Source organism: Serratia grimesii NBRC 13537 (assembly GCF_001590905.1).
In the GTDB taxonomy this organism is placed as follows: Bacteria; Pseudomonadota; Gammaproteobacteria; order Enterobacterales; family Enterobacteriaceae; genus Serratia; species Serratia grimesii.
Map to the genome: position 1 here is coordinate 446722 of NZ_BCTT01000006.1, position 18547 is coordinate 465268.

13 protein-coding genes are annotated in these 18547 nt (G+C 54.5%); 6 read left to right on the top strand and 7 right to left on the bottom strand.

Annotated features, from left to right (window positions below; genetic code table 11):
- Positions 1-17 precede the first annotated feature (17 nt).
- Positions 18-2297 (top strand): ATP-dependent Clp protease ATP-binding subunit ClpA, encoded by a 2280-nt coding sequence (clpA, locus tag SGR01S_RS08725; RefSeq protein ID WP_037421883.1) that lies wholly within the window; start codon positions 18-20, stop codon positions 2295-2297.
- Between the two features lie 205 nt (positions 2298-2502).
- Here clpA and infA read toward each other — a convergent pair whose 3' ends face one another.
- The 7 genes from infA to trxB form a co-directional block, all read right to left on the bottom strand.
- On the bottom strand, positions 2503-2721 hold the full coding sequence (gene infA / locus SGR01S_RS08730; RefSeq protein WP_002211347.1) for a translation initiation factor IF-1: 219 nt from the start codon (positions 2719-2721) through the stop codon (positions 2503-2505).
- A gap of 106 nt (positions 2722-2827) precedes the next feature.
- Positions 2828-3553 (bottom strand): leucyl/phenylalanyl-tRNA--protein transferase, encoded by a 726-nt coding sequence (aat, locus tag SGR01S_RS08735; RefSeq protein WP_037421886.1) that lies wholly within the window; start codon positions 3551-3553, stop codon positions 2828-2830.
- Between the two features lie 30 nt (positions 3554-3583).
- The gene (cydC, locus tag SGR01S_RS08740; protein WP_061807194.1) at positions 3584-5320 is read right to left on the bottom strand and encodes a heme ABC transporter ATP-binding protein/permease CydC; all 1737 of its coding nucleotides are present in this window, start codon (positions 5318-5320) and stop codon (positions 3584-3586) included.
- 2 nt (positions 5321-5322) lie between these two features.
- Positions 5323-7089, bottom strand: a complete 1767-nt coding sequence (gene cydD, locus SGR01S_RS08745; RefSeq protein ID WP_061807303.1) for a heme ABC transporter permease/ATP-binding protein CydD — start codon at positions 7087-7089, stop codon at positions 5323-5325.
- Between the two features lie 176 nt (positions 7090-7265).
- Positions 7266-7883 carry a glutathione transferase GstA gene (gstA, locus tag SGR01S_RS08750; protein ID WP_061807197.1) on the bottom strand — a complete coding sequence of 206 codons (618 nt, stop codon included), beginning with the start codon at positions 7881-7883 and terminating at the stop codon, positions 7266-7268.
- Between the two features lie 96 nt (positions 7884-7979).
- Positions 7980-8867, bottom strand: a complete 888-nt coding sequence (locus SGR01S_RS08755) for a LysR family transcriptional regulator (RefSeq protein WP_061807199.1) — start codon at positions 8865-8867, stop codon at positions 7980-7982.
- A gap of 79 nt (positions 8868-8946) precedes the next feature.
- Positions 8947-9918, bottom strand: a complete 972-nt coding sequence (gene trxB / locus SGR01S_RS08760) for a thioredoxin-disulfide reductase (protein WP_037421897.1) — start codon at positions 9916-9918, stop codon at positions 8947-8949.
- Positions 9919-10590: 672 nt separating this feature from the next.
- Here trxB and lrp point away from each other — a divergent pair.
- The 5 genes from lrp (at position 10591) to serS (ending at position 18363) form a co-directional block, all read left to right on the top strand.
- The gene (lrp, locus tag SGR01S_RS08765; protein ID WP_004928318.1) at positions 10591-11085 is read left to right on the top strand and encodes a leucine-responsive transcriptional regulator Lrp; all 495 of its coding nucleotides are present in this window, start codon (positions 10591-10593) and stop codon (positions 11083-11085) included.
- Between the two features lie 120 nt (positions 11086-11205).
- Complete coding sequence (locus SGR01S_RS08770; protein WP_061807201.1) at positions 11206-14799, top strand: DNA translocase FtsK; 3594 nt, start codon at positions 11206-11208, stop codon at positions 14797-14799.
- A 198-nt stretch (positions 14800-14997) separates the two neighbouring features.
- Positions 14998-15609 carry an outer membrane lipoprotein periplasmic chaperone LolA gene (lolA, locus tag SGR01S_RS08775; protein WP_037421903.1) on the top strand — a complete coding sequence of 204 codons (612 nt, stop codon included), beginning with the start codon at positions 14998-15000 and terminating at the stop codon, positions 15607-15609.
- A 7-nt stretch (positions 15610-15616) separates the two neighbouring features.
- Entirely contained in the window at positions 15617-16960 is a 1344-nt protein-coding gene (locus tag SGR01S_RS08780; protein WP_073963420.1) for a replication-associated recombination protein A, read from the top strand.
- Positions 16961-17070: 110 nt separating this feature from the next.
- Positions 17071-18363: a serine--tRNA ligase gene (gene serS, locus SGR01S_RS08785; protein WP_037421909.1), complete on the top strand. Its 1293-nt coding sequence runs from the start codon at positions 17071-17073 to the stop codon at positions 18361-18363.
- Positions 18364-18547: the final 184 nt, after the last annotated feature.

Here is an 18547-nt window from a genome sequence, read left to right on the forward strand (position 1 = left end):
CTATTGGGGAGGTGCTTATGCTCAATCAAGAACTGGAACTCAGTCTCAACATGGCTTTCGCCAGAGCGCGTGAGCACAGACACGAGTTTATGACCGTGGAGCACCTGTTGCTGGCGTTACTCAGCAACCCTGCCGCGAGGGAAGCGCTTGAGGCATGCACAGTGGATCTGGCCGCACTGCGCCAGGAGCTGGAAGCCTTTATCGAACAAACCACGCCAACGCTGCCCGCCAGCGAAGAAGAGCGCGACACACAGCCGACGCTCAGCTTCCAGCGCGTGTTACAGCGTGCGGTATTTCATGTGCAATCCTCCGGCCGCAGCGAAGTTAGCGGCGCCAACGTGCTGGTGGCAATTTTCAGCGAGCAGGAGTCGCAAGCGGCCTACCTGCTGCGCAAACACGACGTCAGCCGTCTTGACGTAGTGAATTTCATTTCACATGGCACACGTAAAGACGAGCCGGGCCAAGCGCCAAATGCGGAAAACCCGGTGAATGAAGAGCAGTCCGGAGGGGAAGACCGTATGGAAAACTTCACCACCAACCTCAATCAACTGGCCCGGGTGGGCGGCATTGATCCATTGATTGGCCGTGATCCTGAGCTGGAACGTGCTATCCAGGTGCTGTGCCGTCGTCGCAAGAACAACCCGCTGTTGGTTGGGGAGTCCGGCGTGGGCAAAACCGCGATTGCTGAAGGGCTGGCTTGGCGCATTGTGCAGGGTGACGTCCCGGAAGTGATGGCGGATTGCACACTGTATTCACTGGACATCGGTTCGCTGCTGGCGGGTACGAAATACCGCGGCGACTTTGAGAAACGCTTTAAAGCGTTACTGAAACAGCTGGAGCAGGATAAGAACAGTATTCTGTTTATCGATGAAATTCACACCATCATCGGTGCCGGTGCGGCTTCCGGTGGGCAGGTCGATGCCGCCAATTTGATCAAACCGCTGCTGTCCAGCGGCAAGATCCGTGTCATCGGTTCGACCACCTACCAAGAATTCAGCAACATCTTTGAAAAAGACCGTGCGTTGGCCCGTCGCTTCCAGAAGATCGACATTACTGAACCGACGCCGGAAGAAACCATCCAGATCATCAATGGCCTGAAAACCAAGTACGAAGCACATCATGACGTGCGTTATACCGCGAAAGCGGTGCGTGCTGCGGTTGAGCTGTCGGTGAAATATATCAACGACCGTCATTTGCCGGATAAGGCCATTGACGTGATCGACGAGGCGGGTGCTCGCAGCCGCTTAATGCCGATCAGCAAGCGCAAGAAAACCGTCAACGTTGCCGATATTGAATCGGTAGTAGCACGTATAGCGCGCATCCCGGAAAAAACCGTGTCGGCGAGCGATCGTGATGTATTGAGAAGTCTGGGCGACCGTCTGAAAATGCTTGTGTTCGGGCAGGATCAAGCGATTGAAGCACTGACCGAAGCGATCAAAATGAGCCGGGCAGGTCTGGGCCACGATCGCAAACCTGTCGGTTCATTCCTGTTTGCCGGGCCAACAGGCGTCGGGAAAACCGAGGTGACGGTTCAGTTGGCGAAGGCGATGGATATCAAGCTGCTGCGTTTTGATATGTCCGAGTATATGGAACGTCATACCGTTAGCCGCCTGATTGGTGCTCCTCCGGGCTATGTCGGTTACGATCAGGGTGGTTTGCTGACTGACGCGGTGCTTAAGCATCCGCACTCGGTCGTGCTGCTGGACGAAATCGAGAAGGCACACCCGGATGTGTTCAACCTGCTGTTGCAGGTCATGGACAACGGGACCCTGACCGACAACAACGGCCGTAAAGCGGATTTCCGCAACGTGATCCTGGTGATGACCACTAACGCCGGTGTGCGTGAAACAGAGCGTAAATCGATTGGTCTGGTTCAGCAGGACAACAGCACCGATGCGATGGAAGAGATCAAAAAAGTGTTCACGCCGGAATTCCGTAACCGTCTGGACAACATTCTCTGGTTCAACCATCTGTCGACTGAGGTGATTCAGCAGGTTGTCGACAAGTTTATCGTCGAACTGCAAGCGCAGCTGGATGCGAAGGGTGTGTCACTGGAAGTGAGCGACGAAGCGCGTGACTGGCTGTCAGTGAAAGGCTATGACCGTGCGATGGGCGCGCGTCCGATGGCGCGTGTCATGCAGGAAAACCTGAAGAAACCACTGGCTAACGAACTGCTGTTCGGCTCGCTGGTGGACGGTGGTTCAGTCAAGGTTGAGCTGGACAAGGACAACCAGAAACTGACGTACCACTTCCTCAGCGCATCGATGCGCAAAGCAGATGAAGGTGCAGTGCACTAAGCCTGGGCCAGATAACGAAAAAGCGATGCTTCGGCATCGCTTTTTTTATGGGTGGCAATCATCACCACAACAGAAATGATTGAGCCCTCTCAGTTTACCTGCGCTCCTGCAACTCGATGTTGAACGTTGCTACGGGGGTAAACGGAAAGGGCTCCGGAGGCATTACATCCTCGGTGCCGCCATCGGCTGGCGACGAGTGAGCCGATTAACGGCTACGGAAGACAATGCGGCCTTTGCTCAGGTCGTACGGGGTCAGCTCTACAGTGACTTTGTCGCCCGTCAGGATGCGGATGTAGTTCTTACGCATTTTACCGGAGATATGTGCGGTTACCACGTGCCCGTTTTCTAATTCAACGCGGAACATGGTGTTCGGCAGCGTATCAAGAACGGTGCCCTGCATTTCAATATTGTCTTCTTTGGCCATCGAATCCTCTAGGTCTAACTACCTTAGTTTTTAACCGGCAAGATAATGCCGAAAAACCCACATTATGTAAAGAAGTGTCGGTGAACATTGCACCGTTTCCGCAAAATTAGTTTGTTGGGGAGGGTGGTTCAACCTGCTGTGGGGGTAACACTTGCGGTGCCCAGCACTCTGGCGCTAATGGCTTGCGCTGAAGTTGACTGAGCTGCTGCAAAAATTGTCGTCGGGGGATCTCTTTCGCTCCCAGCGTGGCAGTGTGAGCGTTAAGCACCTGACAGTCAATCAATTCTCCGCCATAAGCGGCAAAATGCTGACAAAAAGCCATCAGGGCACACTTGGATGCGTTGGTTGTACGGCTGAACATCGATTCACCGCAAAACAGCGCGCCCTGAGCCACGCCGTACATGCCGCCTACCAGCACGTCATCCTGCCAGACTTCGATAGAATGAGCGAAACCGAGGCGATGCAGGTGCAGATAAGCACGCTGAACCTCTGGGCCAATCCAGGTGCCTTCCTGCGGACGATCGGCGCAGGCGGCGATGACTGCCGCAAAGTCGTGATTGAGCGTAACGCGGAAAGGATCACTGCGCAGAAAGCGTTTCAGACTACGGCTGATATGGCGTTCGGCAGGGAACAACACCGCGCGTGGGTCAGGTGACCACCACAGAATGGCTTCCCCCGGCGAAAACCAGGGGAAGATGCCGCGTTCATAGGCGGCCAGCAACCGCGGCGCGGTCAGGTCACCGCCAATGGCCAACAGACCGTTAGGATCGCGCAGAGCGCCCTCAGGAGAGGGAAATACCAGTGACTGCGGTGACAGCTTAACAATACGCATATAAGGTCTCAGCGTGCTCTACAGGCCATTTTACAGAGGTATATCACTGATACGCTGGCGGAAGCGAGCATAACGCCCTTGCAAACCCATCAGCGTGGCATGATCACCTTGCTCGACAATTCGGCCACCATCCATCACGCAGATACGGTCAAGATGTTCTAAGCCGTAGAGACGGTGAGTAACCAGAATCAGCGTTTTACCCTGACAGTGTTGGCGCAGCAGCGCCAGGATCTGCTGTTCGGTCTCGGCATCCAAACCTTCGGTGGGTTCATCGAGCAACAGTAACGGTGCCTGATGCAACAGCGCGCGGGCAATCCCCAGACGGCGCTGCTCACCACCAGACAGTTGACGACCCCCATCCCCAAGCCAGGCGTTCAACCCCTCGTTTTCCAGCAACTTGTCCAATCCCACCTGCTGTAGTACTTCGCGCAACTGTTCATCGGTTGCAGCAGGCGAAGCAATACGCAGGTTTTCACGCAGTGTATCGCTGAAGATATGCACGCGCTGGCTGACTACGGTTGTCATCTGACGTAGCGTCGTTTCATCGTACGTGCACAATGGTTGTCCGTTGAGCAGCATTTGCCCGCTATTGGCATCCCAGGCGCGAGTCAGCAATTGCAACAAGGTCGATTTACCGCATCCAGTACGCCCAAGCAGTGCAATGTGTTCACCGGCGGCAATCTCCAGCGTGACGTTCTGCAACACCGGTAGCGGTTGGTCGGGGTAGGTAAACGTGAGTTGTTGCAGGCTCAGTGTCGCACCGCTTTCAGCTGCTGGTCCATGGGCTGGGAACGTGATTTCTGGTTTTCGGTCGATCACCTGTTTCACGCGTGTGGCGGAAGCGATCACTTGCCCCAGATGCTGGAAGGCACCCGCGACCGGCATCAGTGCTTCAAACGAGGCCAGTGCGGCAAAAACAAACAACGCAATCAATGCGCCGGGCTGGCTGTCACCACCGACACCTGCGGCCGTAAGCCACAGCAACAGCGTGACCGTTAAACCGCTGGCCAGGATCATTAACGCCTGTGCCATGCCGCCTAGCGAAGCCTGCTGCCATTGGCGACGCTGCCAGTGTTGTTCTGTGGTATCCAGGGCAGCGCGGAAGCTATCAACTGCACCGAACACCACCAGTTCAGCCTGGCCTTGCAGCCACGCGGTCAGATCGGTGCGATATTGACCACGCAAGGCAGTTAACTGGCCGCCAATGGGTTTGCCGGCGCGGTAAAATACCGGGGGTACCAGTAACAGCAGCAGCAGCAGAATACCGCCCAGCGTCAGTGCCAGAGTCGTATCTAACCAGCTCAGACCGTATGTAACGACGGCAATCACCACGGCGGCACTGACCAGTGGCGAGATGACCCGCAGATATAAATGATCCAGCGTATCGACATCGGCGACCAGTCGGTTAAGCAGATCGGCCTGACGGAAACGGGCAATACCGCCCGGTGACAGCGGCAGGATCTTTTTAAAGGTAAACACCCGTAGATGGGACAGCACGCGGAAGGTCGCGTCATGGCTGACAACACGCTCGGCGTAGCGCCCGGCCGTGCGGAAAATTGCGGCACCGCGTACGCCGGCAGCCGGCAGCATGTAGTTGAAGGTAAATAGACCCGCCAACCCAGCCAGGGCTGACGCGGCAAGGAACCAGCCAGATAGCGCCAGTAGACCGATGCTGGCTAGCAGGGTGACGATGGCTAAAACAATGCCCAGGCAGATCAACAGGCTGTGGCGACGGTATAGTGCCAGGAACGGCAGCAAAACACGCATGATTAGAGATCCCCGCGGCGGTGTGCGATCAGGTTGGCAAACAGGCCCGGCTGAGCGCTCAGCGTGGCGTAATCGCCTTGCTGGACAATTTGCCCGCCTTCCATGACCCAAATCTGGTCGTAATCTTCGGTATCTTCCAACTGGTGAGTAACCAGCAGGGTGGTTTGCTGATGCGAGGCGGCATTCAGAGCCTGCATAACTCGCCGCTCGCTGTGAGCATCAAGGCTGGCGGCCGGCTCATCCAGCAGCAGTAAACGACGTGGGCTGATGAGTGCCCTGGCAACCGCGACACGTTGAGCCTGGCCGACGGACAAACGTGCCGCATTATCGCCGACCTCTGTCTCTAATCCCTGTGGCAGATGTGGCAGAATTTCACCGACGTAGGCTTGTTCTACGGCCTGCTGCAACTGCGCCTCGCTGGCCTGCGGGTTCCCTAACAGGATATTGGCTCGCAATGTCAGCGCTGGAAGGTGCGGGTTCTGTCCTACCCAGCCAAGCTGTTGGCGCCAGCCTTCGGCAGCCAGTTCGCGCAACTCGATACCGTTGACCGTCAGTGAGCCGCGATAGGGCAGGAAGCCAAGCAGTAGGTTCAACAACGAACTTTTACCGGCACCGCTCAGGCCGACCAACGCAATGCGCTGGTGGGCGCCAAGCGTAAAGCTCAGCGGGCCAGCCAGTAATACGCCATTCGGTGACAGGATTTCCAGATTCTGTGCTTGCAGTTCCAGTGGAGTATCCGTATTTAGCGTTTGCGTGCCGTTGCCCATTTGTTCGCCTTCTGCACTGAGGAAGGTTTCCAGGGCTTCAGCCGCGCCCACGGCTTGCGCTTTGGCATGGTAGAAGGCCCCCAGGTCACGCAGAGGTTGGAAAAACTCTGGCGCCAGGATCAGCACCAGGAAGCCGGCAAACAGCGTGACACCGGTGCCGTAACTACCGAAATTAAGTTCACCAAGGAAGGAAAAACCAAAATAGACCGCGACCACCGCGATGGAGATGGAGGCAAAGAACTCCAATACTGCCGAAGACAGGAATGCCAACCGCAACACTTCCATGGTGCGGCTGCGGAAATCCTCCGACGATTTGGCGATATGTGCAGTTTCTGCTTCAGCGCGGTTAAACAGGCGCAGCGTATCCAGCCCGCGCAGGCGGTCGAGGAAATTGCCGCTCAGTCGTGCCAGTGCGACAAAGTTGCGGCGGTTGGCGTCGGCGGCACCCATACCAACCAACGCCATAAACATCGGGATCAGTGGCGCGGTGGTTAGCAGAATCAGGCCCGCGGCCCAGTTAATTGGAAAGACGGTAATCAGGATCAATAATGGGATAAACACTGCCAGATACATCTGTGGCAGATAGCGGGAGTAATAATCCTGCATGTCTTCAATCTGTTCGACGATGATGCTGGCCCAGCTACCGGCCGGTTTTCCCTGGATCCAGGCAGGACCGAGTTGTTGCAGCTTATCCAGTACCTGACGACGCATCCGTTGGCGGATCACCTGTCCGCAGATAAACCCAACACGCTCCCGCAACCAGCTCAATATTGCCCGCAATGCGAAGGTGGCGGCAAGCCAGATAAACGAGGGGATCAACTGCTCACGCGGGGTGTGTTCGATAATCAGGGCGTGGAGCAGGGCGGCTAACAGCCACGCCTGTGCGACAATCAGCATGCCGCTTATCAGCCCTAATACCATGGAAAGACGCAGCCAACGCTGCGCCAGGGTGCTCTGAGTTTTGAGCCAACGGGTTAACTGTTGCTGTCTGGTTTTTTTCATCAGATAAGAGTCTGCGTCGCCGGCGCCTGTTGTTACAGACAAGGTTAACGTACTGTTAAAAAAAGTGTTTGCCCCAATCTGAAGCGAACAAGTGAAGGCCAATGTTACCTCTTCACCCGGCAGACTGAAAATAATAAAGCGGTCAAATATCGGTATAACAGACAGCGGCAACCGGGTTATTTCACTTCTTGGCTGGCTGTTTCCGCAGCCAGGGCGGTTTGTACGGATTTACGTTGGGCGATCAGCGCCATATATCGGGTTAATGATGGCCAGTCTGTTAAATCGACAGAAAATTGGGCCATCCAGCGCAAAACCGTGAACAGATAGGCATCGGCCACGCCGAAACGCTCTCCCTGTAGGAATGTCTGCTCGTCCAAAACCTGAGCGACATAATCGAGGCGGCGGCGCAGCTTATCGCGAAACAGTGTTTTAACCTCTTCCGGGAGGCGTGTATTGAATAGCGGACTGGAGCCTGAGTGAATCTCACTGGTAATAAAATTCAGCCATTCTTGTAATCGTACACGGTCGAATGACCCATTTGGGGGCGCCAGTGCGGCTTCAGGGCGCAGATCCGCCAGATATTGCACGATAGCGGCACCTTCGGTGATTACCTGTTCGTCATCCAGCATCAGGGCGGCAACATAACCTTTGGGATTCACGTGATAGAAGTCTTTTCCGTCAGCGCTGCGTTTAGTGCGGTTATTCACGCGGATCAGTTCGAACGTCAGACCCAGCTCGCGCAGAACAATGTGCGGGGAAAGTGAGCAGGTATTGGGTGCAAAGTAGAGTTTCATGACAGTTCCTGAGACAAGAAGCACGATTGCTTAGCCATCAGAATGTCGTCAGCACCGCCGAGAGAAAAATTAGAATGTCAGAAACCCGCTATTAGTTCAGCTACTGACGGGCAGGGGGAGATGATCCTGCAGATACTGTAATAAGGTCTGTACCGGCGCGGAGCTTGCACCGCTGAACGAACAGACCAAGCCAAAATGACGGTAAAGCGGTGAACGCAGTGGAAGAGTACAAATGCCTGGCGCATCAGGCGGTATCACTGATGCGGGCATGAGCGATACACCGGTCCCTTCGCGAACCAGCGTTATCGCGGTGCTCCAGTCACTGACCGTCACGCGCACATTTGATAGTTCAAAACCGGACATTTGTGCCAGCCGCTGTGCATTAAGTTGGCAGCCGCCGGTAGCCAGCACAAAGGGGTATTCAGCCAGTGCGCTGAAATCTACGGGGTGCCGTCCCCTGGCTAATGGATGCCCGTTGGTGGTCACCGCCAGCCACAGATCTTGCCCCAGTGGGTAGCTTTGCCTGCCTTTTCCCGGATTCAATACGACGCCAACGTCGACGGTTTCCAGAGCCAACCAGTTTTCGACTTCCTGATCGGTGCCTTCCAACTGAACTAACTCTATGGCGGGATAGCGTCGTTTGAATTTACGCAATAACGGTGGCAGCAACAGGGAAAATGCAGAGGGGAAGCTGGCCAGACGTATTTTACCGGCGTGCGCGCTTTTCGCCTGATACGCGTAATGTTGAATGGCATCAAGTTCAGCCAGCATAGCGCGGGCGTGGATAACGATCTGTTCACCGCTTTGTGTGAGTACCACACTGTGTGGCAGGCGGACCAACAACGGGGTATTCATCGTGTCCTCTAACTGAGCGATAGCCTGGCTGGCACCGGACTGAGTCATGCCACATTGATGTGCCGCCAGAGTGATTGTGCCGCTGTCGGCCACGGCAACCAACAAACGCCAGTGGAGAAGATTCTGCATTGAATACCTGTCTGGTTGATGTTGCAGGTACAAAAAAAGCGGCTAAGGTAGCCGCTTTTCAATATGGCAGAGGGTGCCGTTACAGCACTTCTGCGTTGGCGATGCCATCCAGGTAACGCTCAGCATCCAGTGCCGCCATACAACCGGTACCGGCAGAGGTGATCGCCTGGCGGTAGATGTGGTCCATCACGTCGCCAGCAGCGAATACGCCAGGAATGGTTGTCTGGGTGGCATTACCGTGAATACCGGACTGCACTTTGATATACCCGTTCTCCAATTCCAACTGACCACCGAAGATGCTGGTGTTCGGGCTGTGACCGATAGCGATAAACACGCCGGCCAACGCCAGTTCCCGTGTTTCGTTTTCTTCTTTGGTGCTGCGGATACGTACACCGGTAACGCCCATTTCATCGCCCAGCACTTCGTCCAGAGTATGGTCGGTATGCAGTACGATGTTGCCGTTTTTCACTTTCTCCATCAGCCGGTTGATCAGGATCTTCTCTGAACGGAAGCTATCACGGCGGTGAATCAGGTGAACCTCAGCTGCGATATTGGACAGATACAGCGCTTCTTCTACGGCAGTGTTGCCGCCACCGACGACCGCGACTTTCTGATTGCGGTAGAAGAAACCGTCGCAGGTAGCACAGGCGGAAACGCCTTTGCCTTTAAATGCTTCTTCGGTAGGCAGGCCAAGGTAACGGGCCGAAGCACCAGTGGCGATGATCAATGCATCACAGGTGTATTCACCGTTGTCGCCAAACAGACGGAACGGACGGTTTTGCAGATCAACACTGTTGATATGGTCAAACACAATTTCGGTCTGGAATTTTTCTGCATGCTCACGCATACGTTCCATGAGCGCTGGCCCAGTCAGGCCTTCGGCATCACCTGGCCAGTTTTCCACTTCGGTGGTGGTGGTCAGTTGACCCCCTTGTTCCATACCGGTAATCAGTACCGGGCTCAGGTTGGCGCGCGCAGCATAAACTGCGGCGGTGTAGCCAGCCGGGCCGGAGCCCAGAATCAATAATTTGCTGTGTTTAGCCGTGCCCATGAATAACCTCTTTTCCCACAATGGCGGACAATGGATCCGATTGTAGGGAAAATGCAGCATTAAAAAAAGCGTCAGGGGATGTTGTTAACGATTTGTTTGATAGTCATTGCCTATTAATTATTATTTTGATGCTAAATCGAGCGTAAAACGCAGCAATTTAACTTATGGAAACCACACACCGCAATTTTGTGTTCACCTGACCGGAAACAGCACGTTAAGCGGGTTTAAGCGCCTTCTCTGCGGGGTTTTTAAGCCAGCGATTCATAACTAAAAACGGGGTGCTAACTTTTCATGACGGTACGTTCTTCTGATTTTGCTTCTTTTACTTTGACAATCCGCTGCGCATTTGCGAAAACATCATAGGAAGAAGAAATTATCCCCGCACCTGCAGTAAATCGTACGTATTTACGGCGTTGGCGCAGAGTTTTACGCCGTTGATGAAACCTTGTGCGGCAGGTGAGTCGATATCGCGCAGGCGAGTAGCAAATTTCTTCTTGCGATTAACGTCATTTAAACACGCTGTGCAGGGTTTGACAGACAGACTGTACAACGGTGGATGATGGTAGTGAAACATATGACAGGCATTGGGTCTTCGCTTGGAACGAGCCCTTACACATTGACGTTGGCTAGGGTGTGGCAAGTGCAGGGAAGAAAATAAGAGAGACAATAATAATGGCAGACAATAAGAAACGCCCGGGTAAAGATCTCGACCGTATCGACCGCAATATCCTGAACGAGCTGCAGAAGGATGGGCGTATTTCGAACGTTGAGCTTTCGAAGCGCGTGGGGCTATCCCCAACACCATGTTTAGAACGCGTGCGCCGCCTCGAGCGTCAGGGTTTCATTCATGGGTATACCGCTTTGCTCAACCCGCATTATCTGGATGCGTCCCTGTTGGTCTTCGTGGAAATCACGTTGAACCGCGGTGCACCAGATGTGTTTGAGCAATTCAACTCAGCAGTGCAGAAGCTTGAAGAAATTCAGGAGTGTCATCTGGTGTCCGGTGATTTCGACTATCTGTTGAAAACCCGTGTACCGGATATGTCTGCTTACCGTAAGTTGCTCGGTGAAACCTTGCTGCGTCTGCCGGGGGTTAACGACACCCGTACGTACGTTGTAATGGAAGAAGTGAAACAGAGTAACCGTCTGGTTATCAAAACACGGTAGGGTGCAGGTGCAAAACCTGATTAAATTGGTTACACTCCTGTTTATTCATACAGTTTCGGCGCCGGGGAAGCTTCTCGGCGCTGTTGCTATGTCAGCTAACAGGAACCTGGAGAGCCTTTCTTGAGCCAGGAATATACAGAAGATAAAGAAGTTACCTTGAGAAAACTCAGCAGCGGTCGCCGTTTGCTCGAAGCTGTGTTGATCGTGGTGGCCATTTTTGCCATTTACCTCATGGCTGCCTTGGTCAGTTTTAATCCATCTGACCCAAGCTGGTCGCAGACCGCGTGGCATGAGCCGATTCATAACCTGGGCGGTGGCGTCGGGGCCTGGATGGCCGACACGCTGTTCTTCACCTTCGGGGTACTCGCCTATGCGATACCACCGATCATGCTAATGTTGTGCTGGGCGGCTTACCGTCAGCGCGGCAACGGCGAGTACATCGACTATTTTGCGCTTTCATTGCGCTTGATCGGCACGTTGGCGCTGGTGCTCACTTCGTGTGGCTTGGCGGCATTGAATGTCGACGATCTCTATTACTTCGCTTCCGGCGGCGTTATCGGTAGTTTGCTGAGTAATGCCATGTTGCCGTGGTTCAACGGCATCGGTGCAACCTTAGGGCTGCTGTGCGTCTGGGCTGCGGGGCTTACGCTGTTTACCGGTTGGTCTTGGCTGGTGATCGCCGAAAGAATCGGTGGTGCGGTACTGGGTACGGCGACCTTTATGACCAATCGCTCACGCCGTGAAGACCGTTATCACGACGACGACGACCGTTATGTTGAAGAACAACCCGAATCTGCACAGAAAGAAGCTGCGCTTGCTGCTGCCACCACTGCGGCTGCGGCTAATGCGGCGGAAGACGACGTGTTGTTCTCTGCGCCTTCAGTAACGGAAACCGCCAAGTTGGCGGCAGAATTGGCGGCAGAAGATGCTCAGGATCCCTTACTCAGCGGCCTGCGGGCTAATGATGACGATACTGTTAATGGCGAACCCGTTGCACCAGCGGTAGCCAGCGCACCTGTCACTGCGGCGCCTGTCGTAGCACAGGCTCCGTCTGTTACCGTGGCCCCGACCGCGCCTGCATCAGTGAACCAACACCCGATGAGCACGGTCGCGGAAAACACGACGCCGCCATTATATTCGTTCGAAATCCCTGAAGAGACACCGACGCCGACGTTGACGCGCCCGGCTGATCCTTATCTGGATGATGAGAATGAACCGCGCTTGGGTAATTGGGATGTTCCGGCCGCATCACCGGCGCACGAACGTTCCCCGTTTGATTTTTCTGCCGCCCAGCGTGATAGTGCAGACGTCAGTGCTCCGGCTGGTTTTAGTGCCGGTGAGCTTGGCGCTACGCCGTTTGGTAACGTGAAACCTCAGGCTCCTGCCGCAGCAGCTGCGGTTGCGGGGGCTGTCGCCGCCAATACGTTTATGCCGGCATTTACCGCTACCAGTGAGGCTAACTCGCAGGTGAAACAAGGCCTTGGCCCTGAGTTGCCACGCCCGAACCCTGTGCGCATTCCTACCCGACGCGAACTGGCTTCTTACGGTATCAAGCTGCCTTCACAGCGCATTGCCGAACAGGAACAGCGTAGCCGTGGAGATGACGAGCCATTGCCGATTGCCGATAGTCTTGCACCTGAGCAAGATGATGAAGCTTTGCAGGAAGCTGCGTTGCGCCAAGCGTTTGCCGAACAGCAAAACCAACGTTATGGCGAGGAATACGCGCAAGATAATCAGGATGATGAGGCAGCTCTGCAAGAGGCTGCACTGCGTCAGGCGTTTGCTGAACAGCAAAACCAGCGCTATGGGCAACAAGAAGCTGCACCATCAGCACAGACAACCACGCCGGTAGACACGCGCAATGCGTTTGGTTTCTCGCCGATGGATGATTTGGTTGATGATGGCCCAGTTGAGCCCTTGTTCACCTTGTCGCCACAGCTTGAAGACCGTATTGAGCAGCAAAGCGAGCGTGAAGATGATGTGCCATTCGGTCAGTTTGAGCCTGCAGCGCCGGTTTATCAGTCGCAAGCTCAGCCTCAGACACCACCGGTACAACCATACCAACCGGCCTATCAACAACCGCAGCAGCAACCGGCTGCTCAGCAACAGCAACCAGCTTATCAGCAATCTGTCGCGCAACCGGCACCAGCTGCTCCGCAGCAGCCAGCGATGGATAGCCTGATTCACCCGTTCCTGATGCGTAATGATATGCCGCTGCAAAAACCAACCACGCCGTTGCCGACGCTGGATCTGCTGACTGAAGCCCCGAAAGAGGTTGAACCGGTAGATACCTTTGCGTTGGAACAAAAGGCGCGTTTGGTCGAAGCCAGCCTGGCCGATTACCGTGTGAAGGCCGACGTAGTCGATATCCTCCCTGGCCCGGTGATTACTCGTTTTGAGTTGGATCTGGCTCCAGGTGTTAAGGCTGCGCGTATTTCAAATCTGTCTCGCGATTTGGCTCGTTCACTGTCAACCTCTGCGGTTCGTGTGGTCGAGGTGATCCCCGGCAAACCTTACGTTGGGTTAGAACTGCCTAACGTAAAACGCCAAACAGTCTATCTGCGAGAAGTGCTGGATTGCCCAGCGTTCCGTGATAATCCATCGCCGTTGGCAATCGTATTGGGTAAAGACATTTCCGGTGAACCGGTGGTGGCTGACCTGGCGAAAATGCCACACCTGCTGGTTGCGGGGACGACGGGTTCCGGTAAGTCGGTAGGGGTCAATGCCATGATCCTGAGCATCTTGTATAAGGCCACGCCGAAAGAAGTGCGCTTTATCATGATTGACCCGAAAATGCTGGAACTGTCGGTCTATGAAGGCATTCCGCACTTGTTGACGGACGTGGTAACCGACATGAAAGACGCTGCTAACGCATTGCGTTGGTGTGTCGCCGAGATGGAACGCCGTTATAAGCTGATGTCTGCGCTCGGTGTGCGTAATCTGGCCGGTTATAACGAACGTGTCGACCAGGCCGAGGCGATGGGACGCCCAATCCCGGATCCATTCTGGAAACCAACTGACAGTATGGACATCACACCGCCGGTATTGGAGAAAGAACCTTATATCGTGGTGATGGTGGATGAGTTTGCTGACTTGATCATGACGGTTGGTAAAAAGGTTGAGGAGTTGATCGCTCGTCTGGCGCAGAAAGCGCGAGCTGCGGGGATCCACCTGGTGCTGGCAACTCAGCGTCCTTCGGTGGATGTGATCACTGGTCTGATCAAGGCCAACATCCCAACCCGTATCGCTTTCACTGTGTCCAGCAAGATTGACTCGCGTACCATCCTCGATCAGGGCGGTGCTGAATCCTTGCTGGGTATGGGTGACATGCTCTATCTGGCGCCTAACTCGTCCATTCCTGTACGTGTACACGGTGCATTTGTGCGCGATCAGGAAGTGCATGCAGTGGTTAAGGATTGGAAAGCGCGTGAGCGACCTCAATATAAAGAGGGTATCCTTAGCAGCAGTGATGACGGTGAGGGCGGTGCTGGTGGCGGCCTGGACGGCGACGAAGAGCTGGATCCGCTGTTTGACCAGGCGGTTGAGTTTGTGGTGGATAAACGCCGCGCCTCTATTTCCGGTGTACAACGTCAGTTCCGCATTGGTTATAACCGAGCTGCGCGTATCATCGAACAGATGGAAGCTCAGGGCATTGTCAGTGAGCAGGGGCATAACGGCAACCGCGAGGTGCTGGCACCACCACGGCATGATTGATGAAGCTTTAATCGTTGTTATTAAATAATAAAGGGCCGCTTAGCGGCCCTTGTGCAAAGAAGCGTAAACCCATCGGCTTCTCGGAGCATTGGCCTATATGCAGGTTGATGGATTCGGGTAGAGTAAGGGTGTTAAGGGTTAATTTGACCCGCACGGCACCGCCTTGCGGTTAACGCATTTCATAAGGTATCTGGAATAATGAAAAAACTGTTAGTTGCCTGTTGTCTGCTTTCGGGATTCGCTTCCACCTCTGTGTTGGCTGACGCCGCACAGGATCTGCAAAGTCGCCTGGCGAAAGTGAACAGTTTCCACGCCAGCTTCTCCCAGACCGTGACCAGTAGCGATGGCGCTGCGGTACAGCAGGGTGAAGGTGAACTTTGGGTGAAACGTCCGAACCTGTTTAATTGGCACATGACCTCGCCGGACGAGAGCGTGCTGGTATCAGACGGTCAGACCCTGTGGTTCTACAACCCCTTTGTTGAGCAGGTGACCGCCACCTGGCTGAAAAATGCCACCGGCAATACGCCGTTTATGCTGATCACCCGTAATAACGCCAATGACTGGAAACAGTACAACGTTAAACAGAAGGGTAATGATTTTGAGCTCACGCCAAAATCCAGCAGCGGCAACCTGAAACAGTTCGCCATTAGCGTGGATAACAGCGGCACTATCCGCAGTTTTGCCGCGGTTGAGCAGGACGGCCAGCGCAGCTCTTACACGCTGAAAAGTCAGCAGAATGTTGCTGCCGATGCCAGCAAATTTAAATTTACCCCACCGAAGGGGGTGACGCTGGACGACCAGCGCCAGTGAGGTCTGCGTGAGTAATATGTCGCTCGATTTTTCCCAGAATGAGTTCCAGCCGTTGGCCGCGCGTATGCGGCCGACGACGTTGGCACAGTACATCGGCCAGCAGCATCTGTTGGCTGCGGGTAAGCCTTTACCGCGCGCTATCGAAGCGGGGCAACTGCATTCGATGATTCTGTGGGGGCCGCCGGGTACAGGGAAAACGACGCTGGCGGAATTGATTGGTCGTTACGGCCACGCGGACGTCGAGCGGATTTCGGCCGTGACGTCCGGTATTAAAGAGATCCGTGAGGCGATCGAGCGTGCGCGTCAGAACCGTGACGCCGGTCGTCGCACTATCTTGTTTGTCGATGAAGTGCACCGTTTTAATAAAAGTCAGCAGGATGCCTTCCTGCCGCATATTGAAGACGGCACCATTACTTTTATCGGTGCGACAACCGAAAACCCGTCCTTTGAACTTAACTCTGCTCTGCTGTCACGTGCTCGTGTGTATCTGTTGAAAGCATTAACTGCCGACGATATCAGCCAGGTGTTGGATCAGGCGATGCAGGACAACAGCCGGGGGTTTGGCGGGCAGAATATCGAGTTGCCGGATGAGACGCGCCGCATGTTGTCAGAGCTGGTGGGCGGTGATGCACGCCGGGCGTTGAACAGCCTGGAAATGATGGCGGACATGGCGGAGATCAACGCCAAAGGTATCCGTGTGTTGACGCCGGAATTACTGAAAGAAGTGTCTGGCGAACGCAGTGCGCGTTTTGATAATAAAGGCGACCGCTTTTACGATCTGATTTCGGCGTTGCATAAATCGGTGCGTGGTTCAGCGCCGGATGCTGCGTTGTACTGGTATGCACGTATTATTACCGCTGGCGGCGATCCGCTGTATGTGGCACGTCGGTTGCTGGCGATTGCTTCCGAAGATGTGGGCAATGCCGATCCGCGTGGCATGCAGGTCGCTATCGCGGCCTGGGACTGCTTTACCCGCGTCGGTCCGGCGGAAGGCGAACGGGCGATTGCCCAGGCTATCGTTTATTTGGCTTGCGCGCCAAAGAGCAACGCGGTTTACACAGCCTTCAAAGCGGCAATACGCGATGCCAAAGAGATGGCTGATTATGATGTACCTGAGCACCTGCGCAATGCGCCAACCAAGCTGATGAAAGAAATGGGGTTGGGTGCAGAGTACCGTTACGCTCACGATGAACCCAATGCTTATGCAGCCGGCGAAGATTACTTCCCGCCAGAAATGGCCAAGACGCGTTACTATCATCCAACCACACGCGGTCTGGAAGGTAAAATTGGTGAAAAGCTGGCATGGCTGGCTGAGCAGGATCAAAATAGCCAGACAAAACGCTACCGCTAGCGTTGCCGTTGCGGTAAGGTTAGCGGGTATCACTCTTCCTTTATACGGCTTCAAATTCAGCCGAATAAAACATCAAATTTTCTTTCAATAACAATAAGCACAGGATTAGCATGCTCGATCCCAATCTGCTGCGTAATGAGCTAGACGCAGTCGCCGTCAAACTGGCTCGCCGAGGCTTTAAACTCGATCTGGATCTGCTGCGTTCTCAAGAAGAGCGCCGCAAAGTTCTGCAGGTAGAAACTGAAACACTGCAGGCCGAACGTAACTCCCGATCGAAATCCATCGGCGCGGCTAAAGCGCGCGGGGAAGACATTGAGCCGCTGCGTCGCGAAGTAAACGAACTGGGTGACAAGCTGGATACTGCCAAGGCCGCACTGGATCAGCTGCAGGCTGAGATCCGTGATTATGCGTTGGCGATCCCGAACTTGCCGGACGATGCTGTGCCAGACGGTAAAGACGACAGTGACAACCAGGAAGTCAGCCGCTGGGGTGAACCACGCCAGTACGATTTCCCGGTCCGCGATCATGTCGATCTGGGCGAAATGGCCGGTGGTCTGGACTTTGCCGCTGCAGTTAAGTTGACGGGTTCACGCTTTGTGGTGATGAAAGGGCAAATCGCTCGCATGCACCGTGCGTTATCCCAATTCATGCTGGATCTGCACACGGAACAGCACGGCTACCTGGAAACTTACGTGCCTTACCTGGTGAACCACGCAACCTTGTACGGTACCGGCCAGTTGCCTAAGTTTGGTGAAGACCTGTTCCACACCAAACCACTGGAAGAAGAATCGGATAGCAGCAACTATGCGTTGATCCCAACAGCAGAAGTGCCGTTGACCAACCTGGTACGCGACGAGATCCTTGAAGAGGAATCTCTGCCACTGAAGATGACCGCGCATACGCCATGTTTCCGTGCCGAAGCAGGCTCTTATGGTCGTGATACTCGCGGTTTGATCCGTATGCACCAGTTCGATAAGGTCGAGATGGTGCAGATCGTACGTCCAGAAGACTCAATGGCGACGCTGGAAGAGCTGACCGGTCATGCAGAGAAAGTGCTGCAGTTGTTGAACCTGCCTTACCGTAAAATGTTGCTGTGTACCGGTGACATGGGTGCAGGTTCATGCAAAACCTACGATCTGGAAGTATGGCTGCCGGCTCAAAACACTTACCGTGAGATCTCTTCCTGCTCGAACATGTGGGATTATCAGGCTCGCCGTATGCAAGCGCGCTGCCGTAGCAAAACCGAGAAGAAGCCGCGTCTGGTGCACACGCTGAACGGTTCTGGTCTGGCCGTGGGGCGTACGCTGGTGGCCGTGCTGGAAAACTACCAGCAAGCTGACGGTCGCATTCAGGTACCAGAAGTATTACGCCCATATATGGGTGGCCTGGAATATATCGGTTAAATAGTTACATGCTCCACGAAGAGCGCCTACGGGCGCTTTTTTTATGAGGGTAAAATTCATCGTGTATCCCACCCAGTATGTGCGCCAATCGCACAATAGTGTCCGTTAATTATTGTGCGATTGGAATTGTCATGCAGGGATGAAACCGCTGAATTTCCCCCTGTTGCGCTATGGTAAAGTAGGC

Bases quoted from the DNA above. Each gene is read 5' to 3' on its own strand.
- clpA (WP_037421883.1), top strand. From the start codon at position 18: ATGCTCAATCAAGAACTGGAACTCAGTCTCAACATGGCTTTCGCCAGA.
- infA (WP_002211347.1), bottom strand. From the start codon at position 2,721: ATGGCCAAAGAAGACAATATTGAAATGCAGGGCACCGTTCTTGATACG.
- aat (WP_037421886.1), bottom strand. From the start codon at position 3,553: ATGCGTATTGTTAAGCTGTCACCGCAGTCACTGGTATTTCCCTCTCCT.
- cydC (WP_061807194.1), bottom strand. From the start codon at position 5,320: ATGCGTGTTTTGCTGCCGTTCCTGGCACTATACCGTCGCCACAGCCTG.
- cydD (WP_061807303.1), bottom strand. From the start codon at position 7,089: ATGAAAAAAACCAGACAGCAACAGTTAACCCGTTGGCTCAAAACTCAG.
- gstA (WP_061807197.1), bottom strand. From the start codon at position 7,883: ATGAAACTCTACTTTGCACCCAATACCTGCTCACTTTCCCCGCACATT.
- SGR01S_RS08755 (WP_061807199.1), bottom strand. From the start codon at position 8,867: ATGCAGAATCTTCTCCACTGGCGTTTGTTGGTTGCCGTGGCCGACAGC.
- trxB (WP_037421897.1), bottom strand. From the start codon at position 9,918: ATGGGCACGGCTAAACACAGCAAATTATTGATTCTGGGCTCCGGCCCG.
- lrp (WP_004928318.1), top strand. From the start codon at position 10,591: ATGGCAGACAATAAGAAACGCCCGGGTAAAGATCTCGACCGTATCGAC.
- lolA (WP_037421903.1), top strand. From the start codon at position 14,998: ATGAAAAAACTGTTAGTTGCCTGTTGTCTGCTTTCGGGATTCGCTTCC.
- serS (WP_037421909.1), top strand. From the start codon at position 17,071: ATGCTCGATCCCAATCTGCTGCGTAATGAGCTAGACGCAGTCGCCGTC.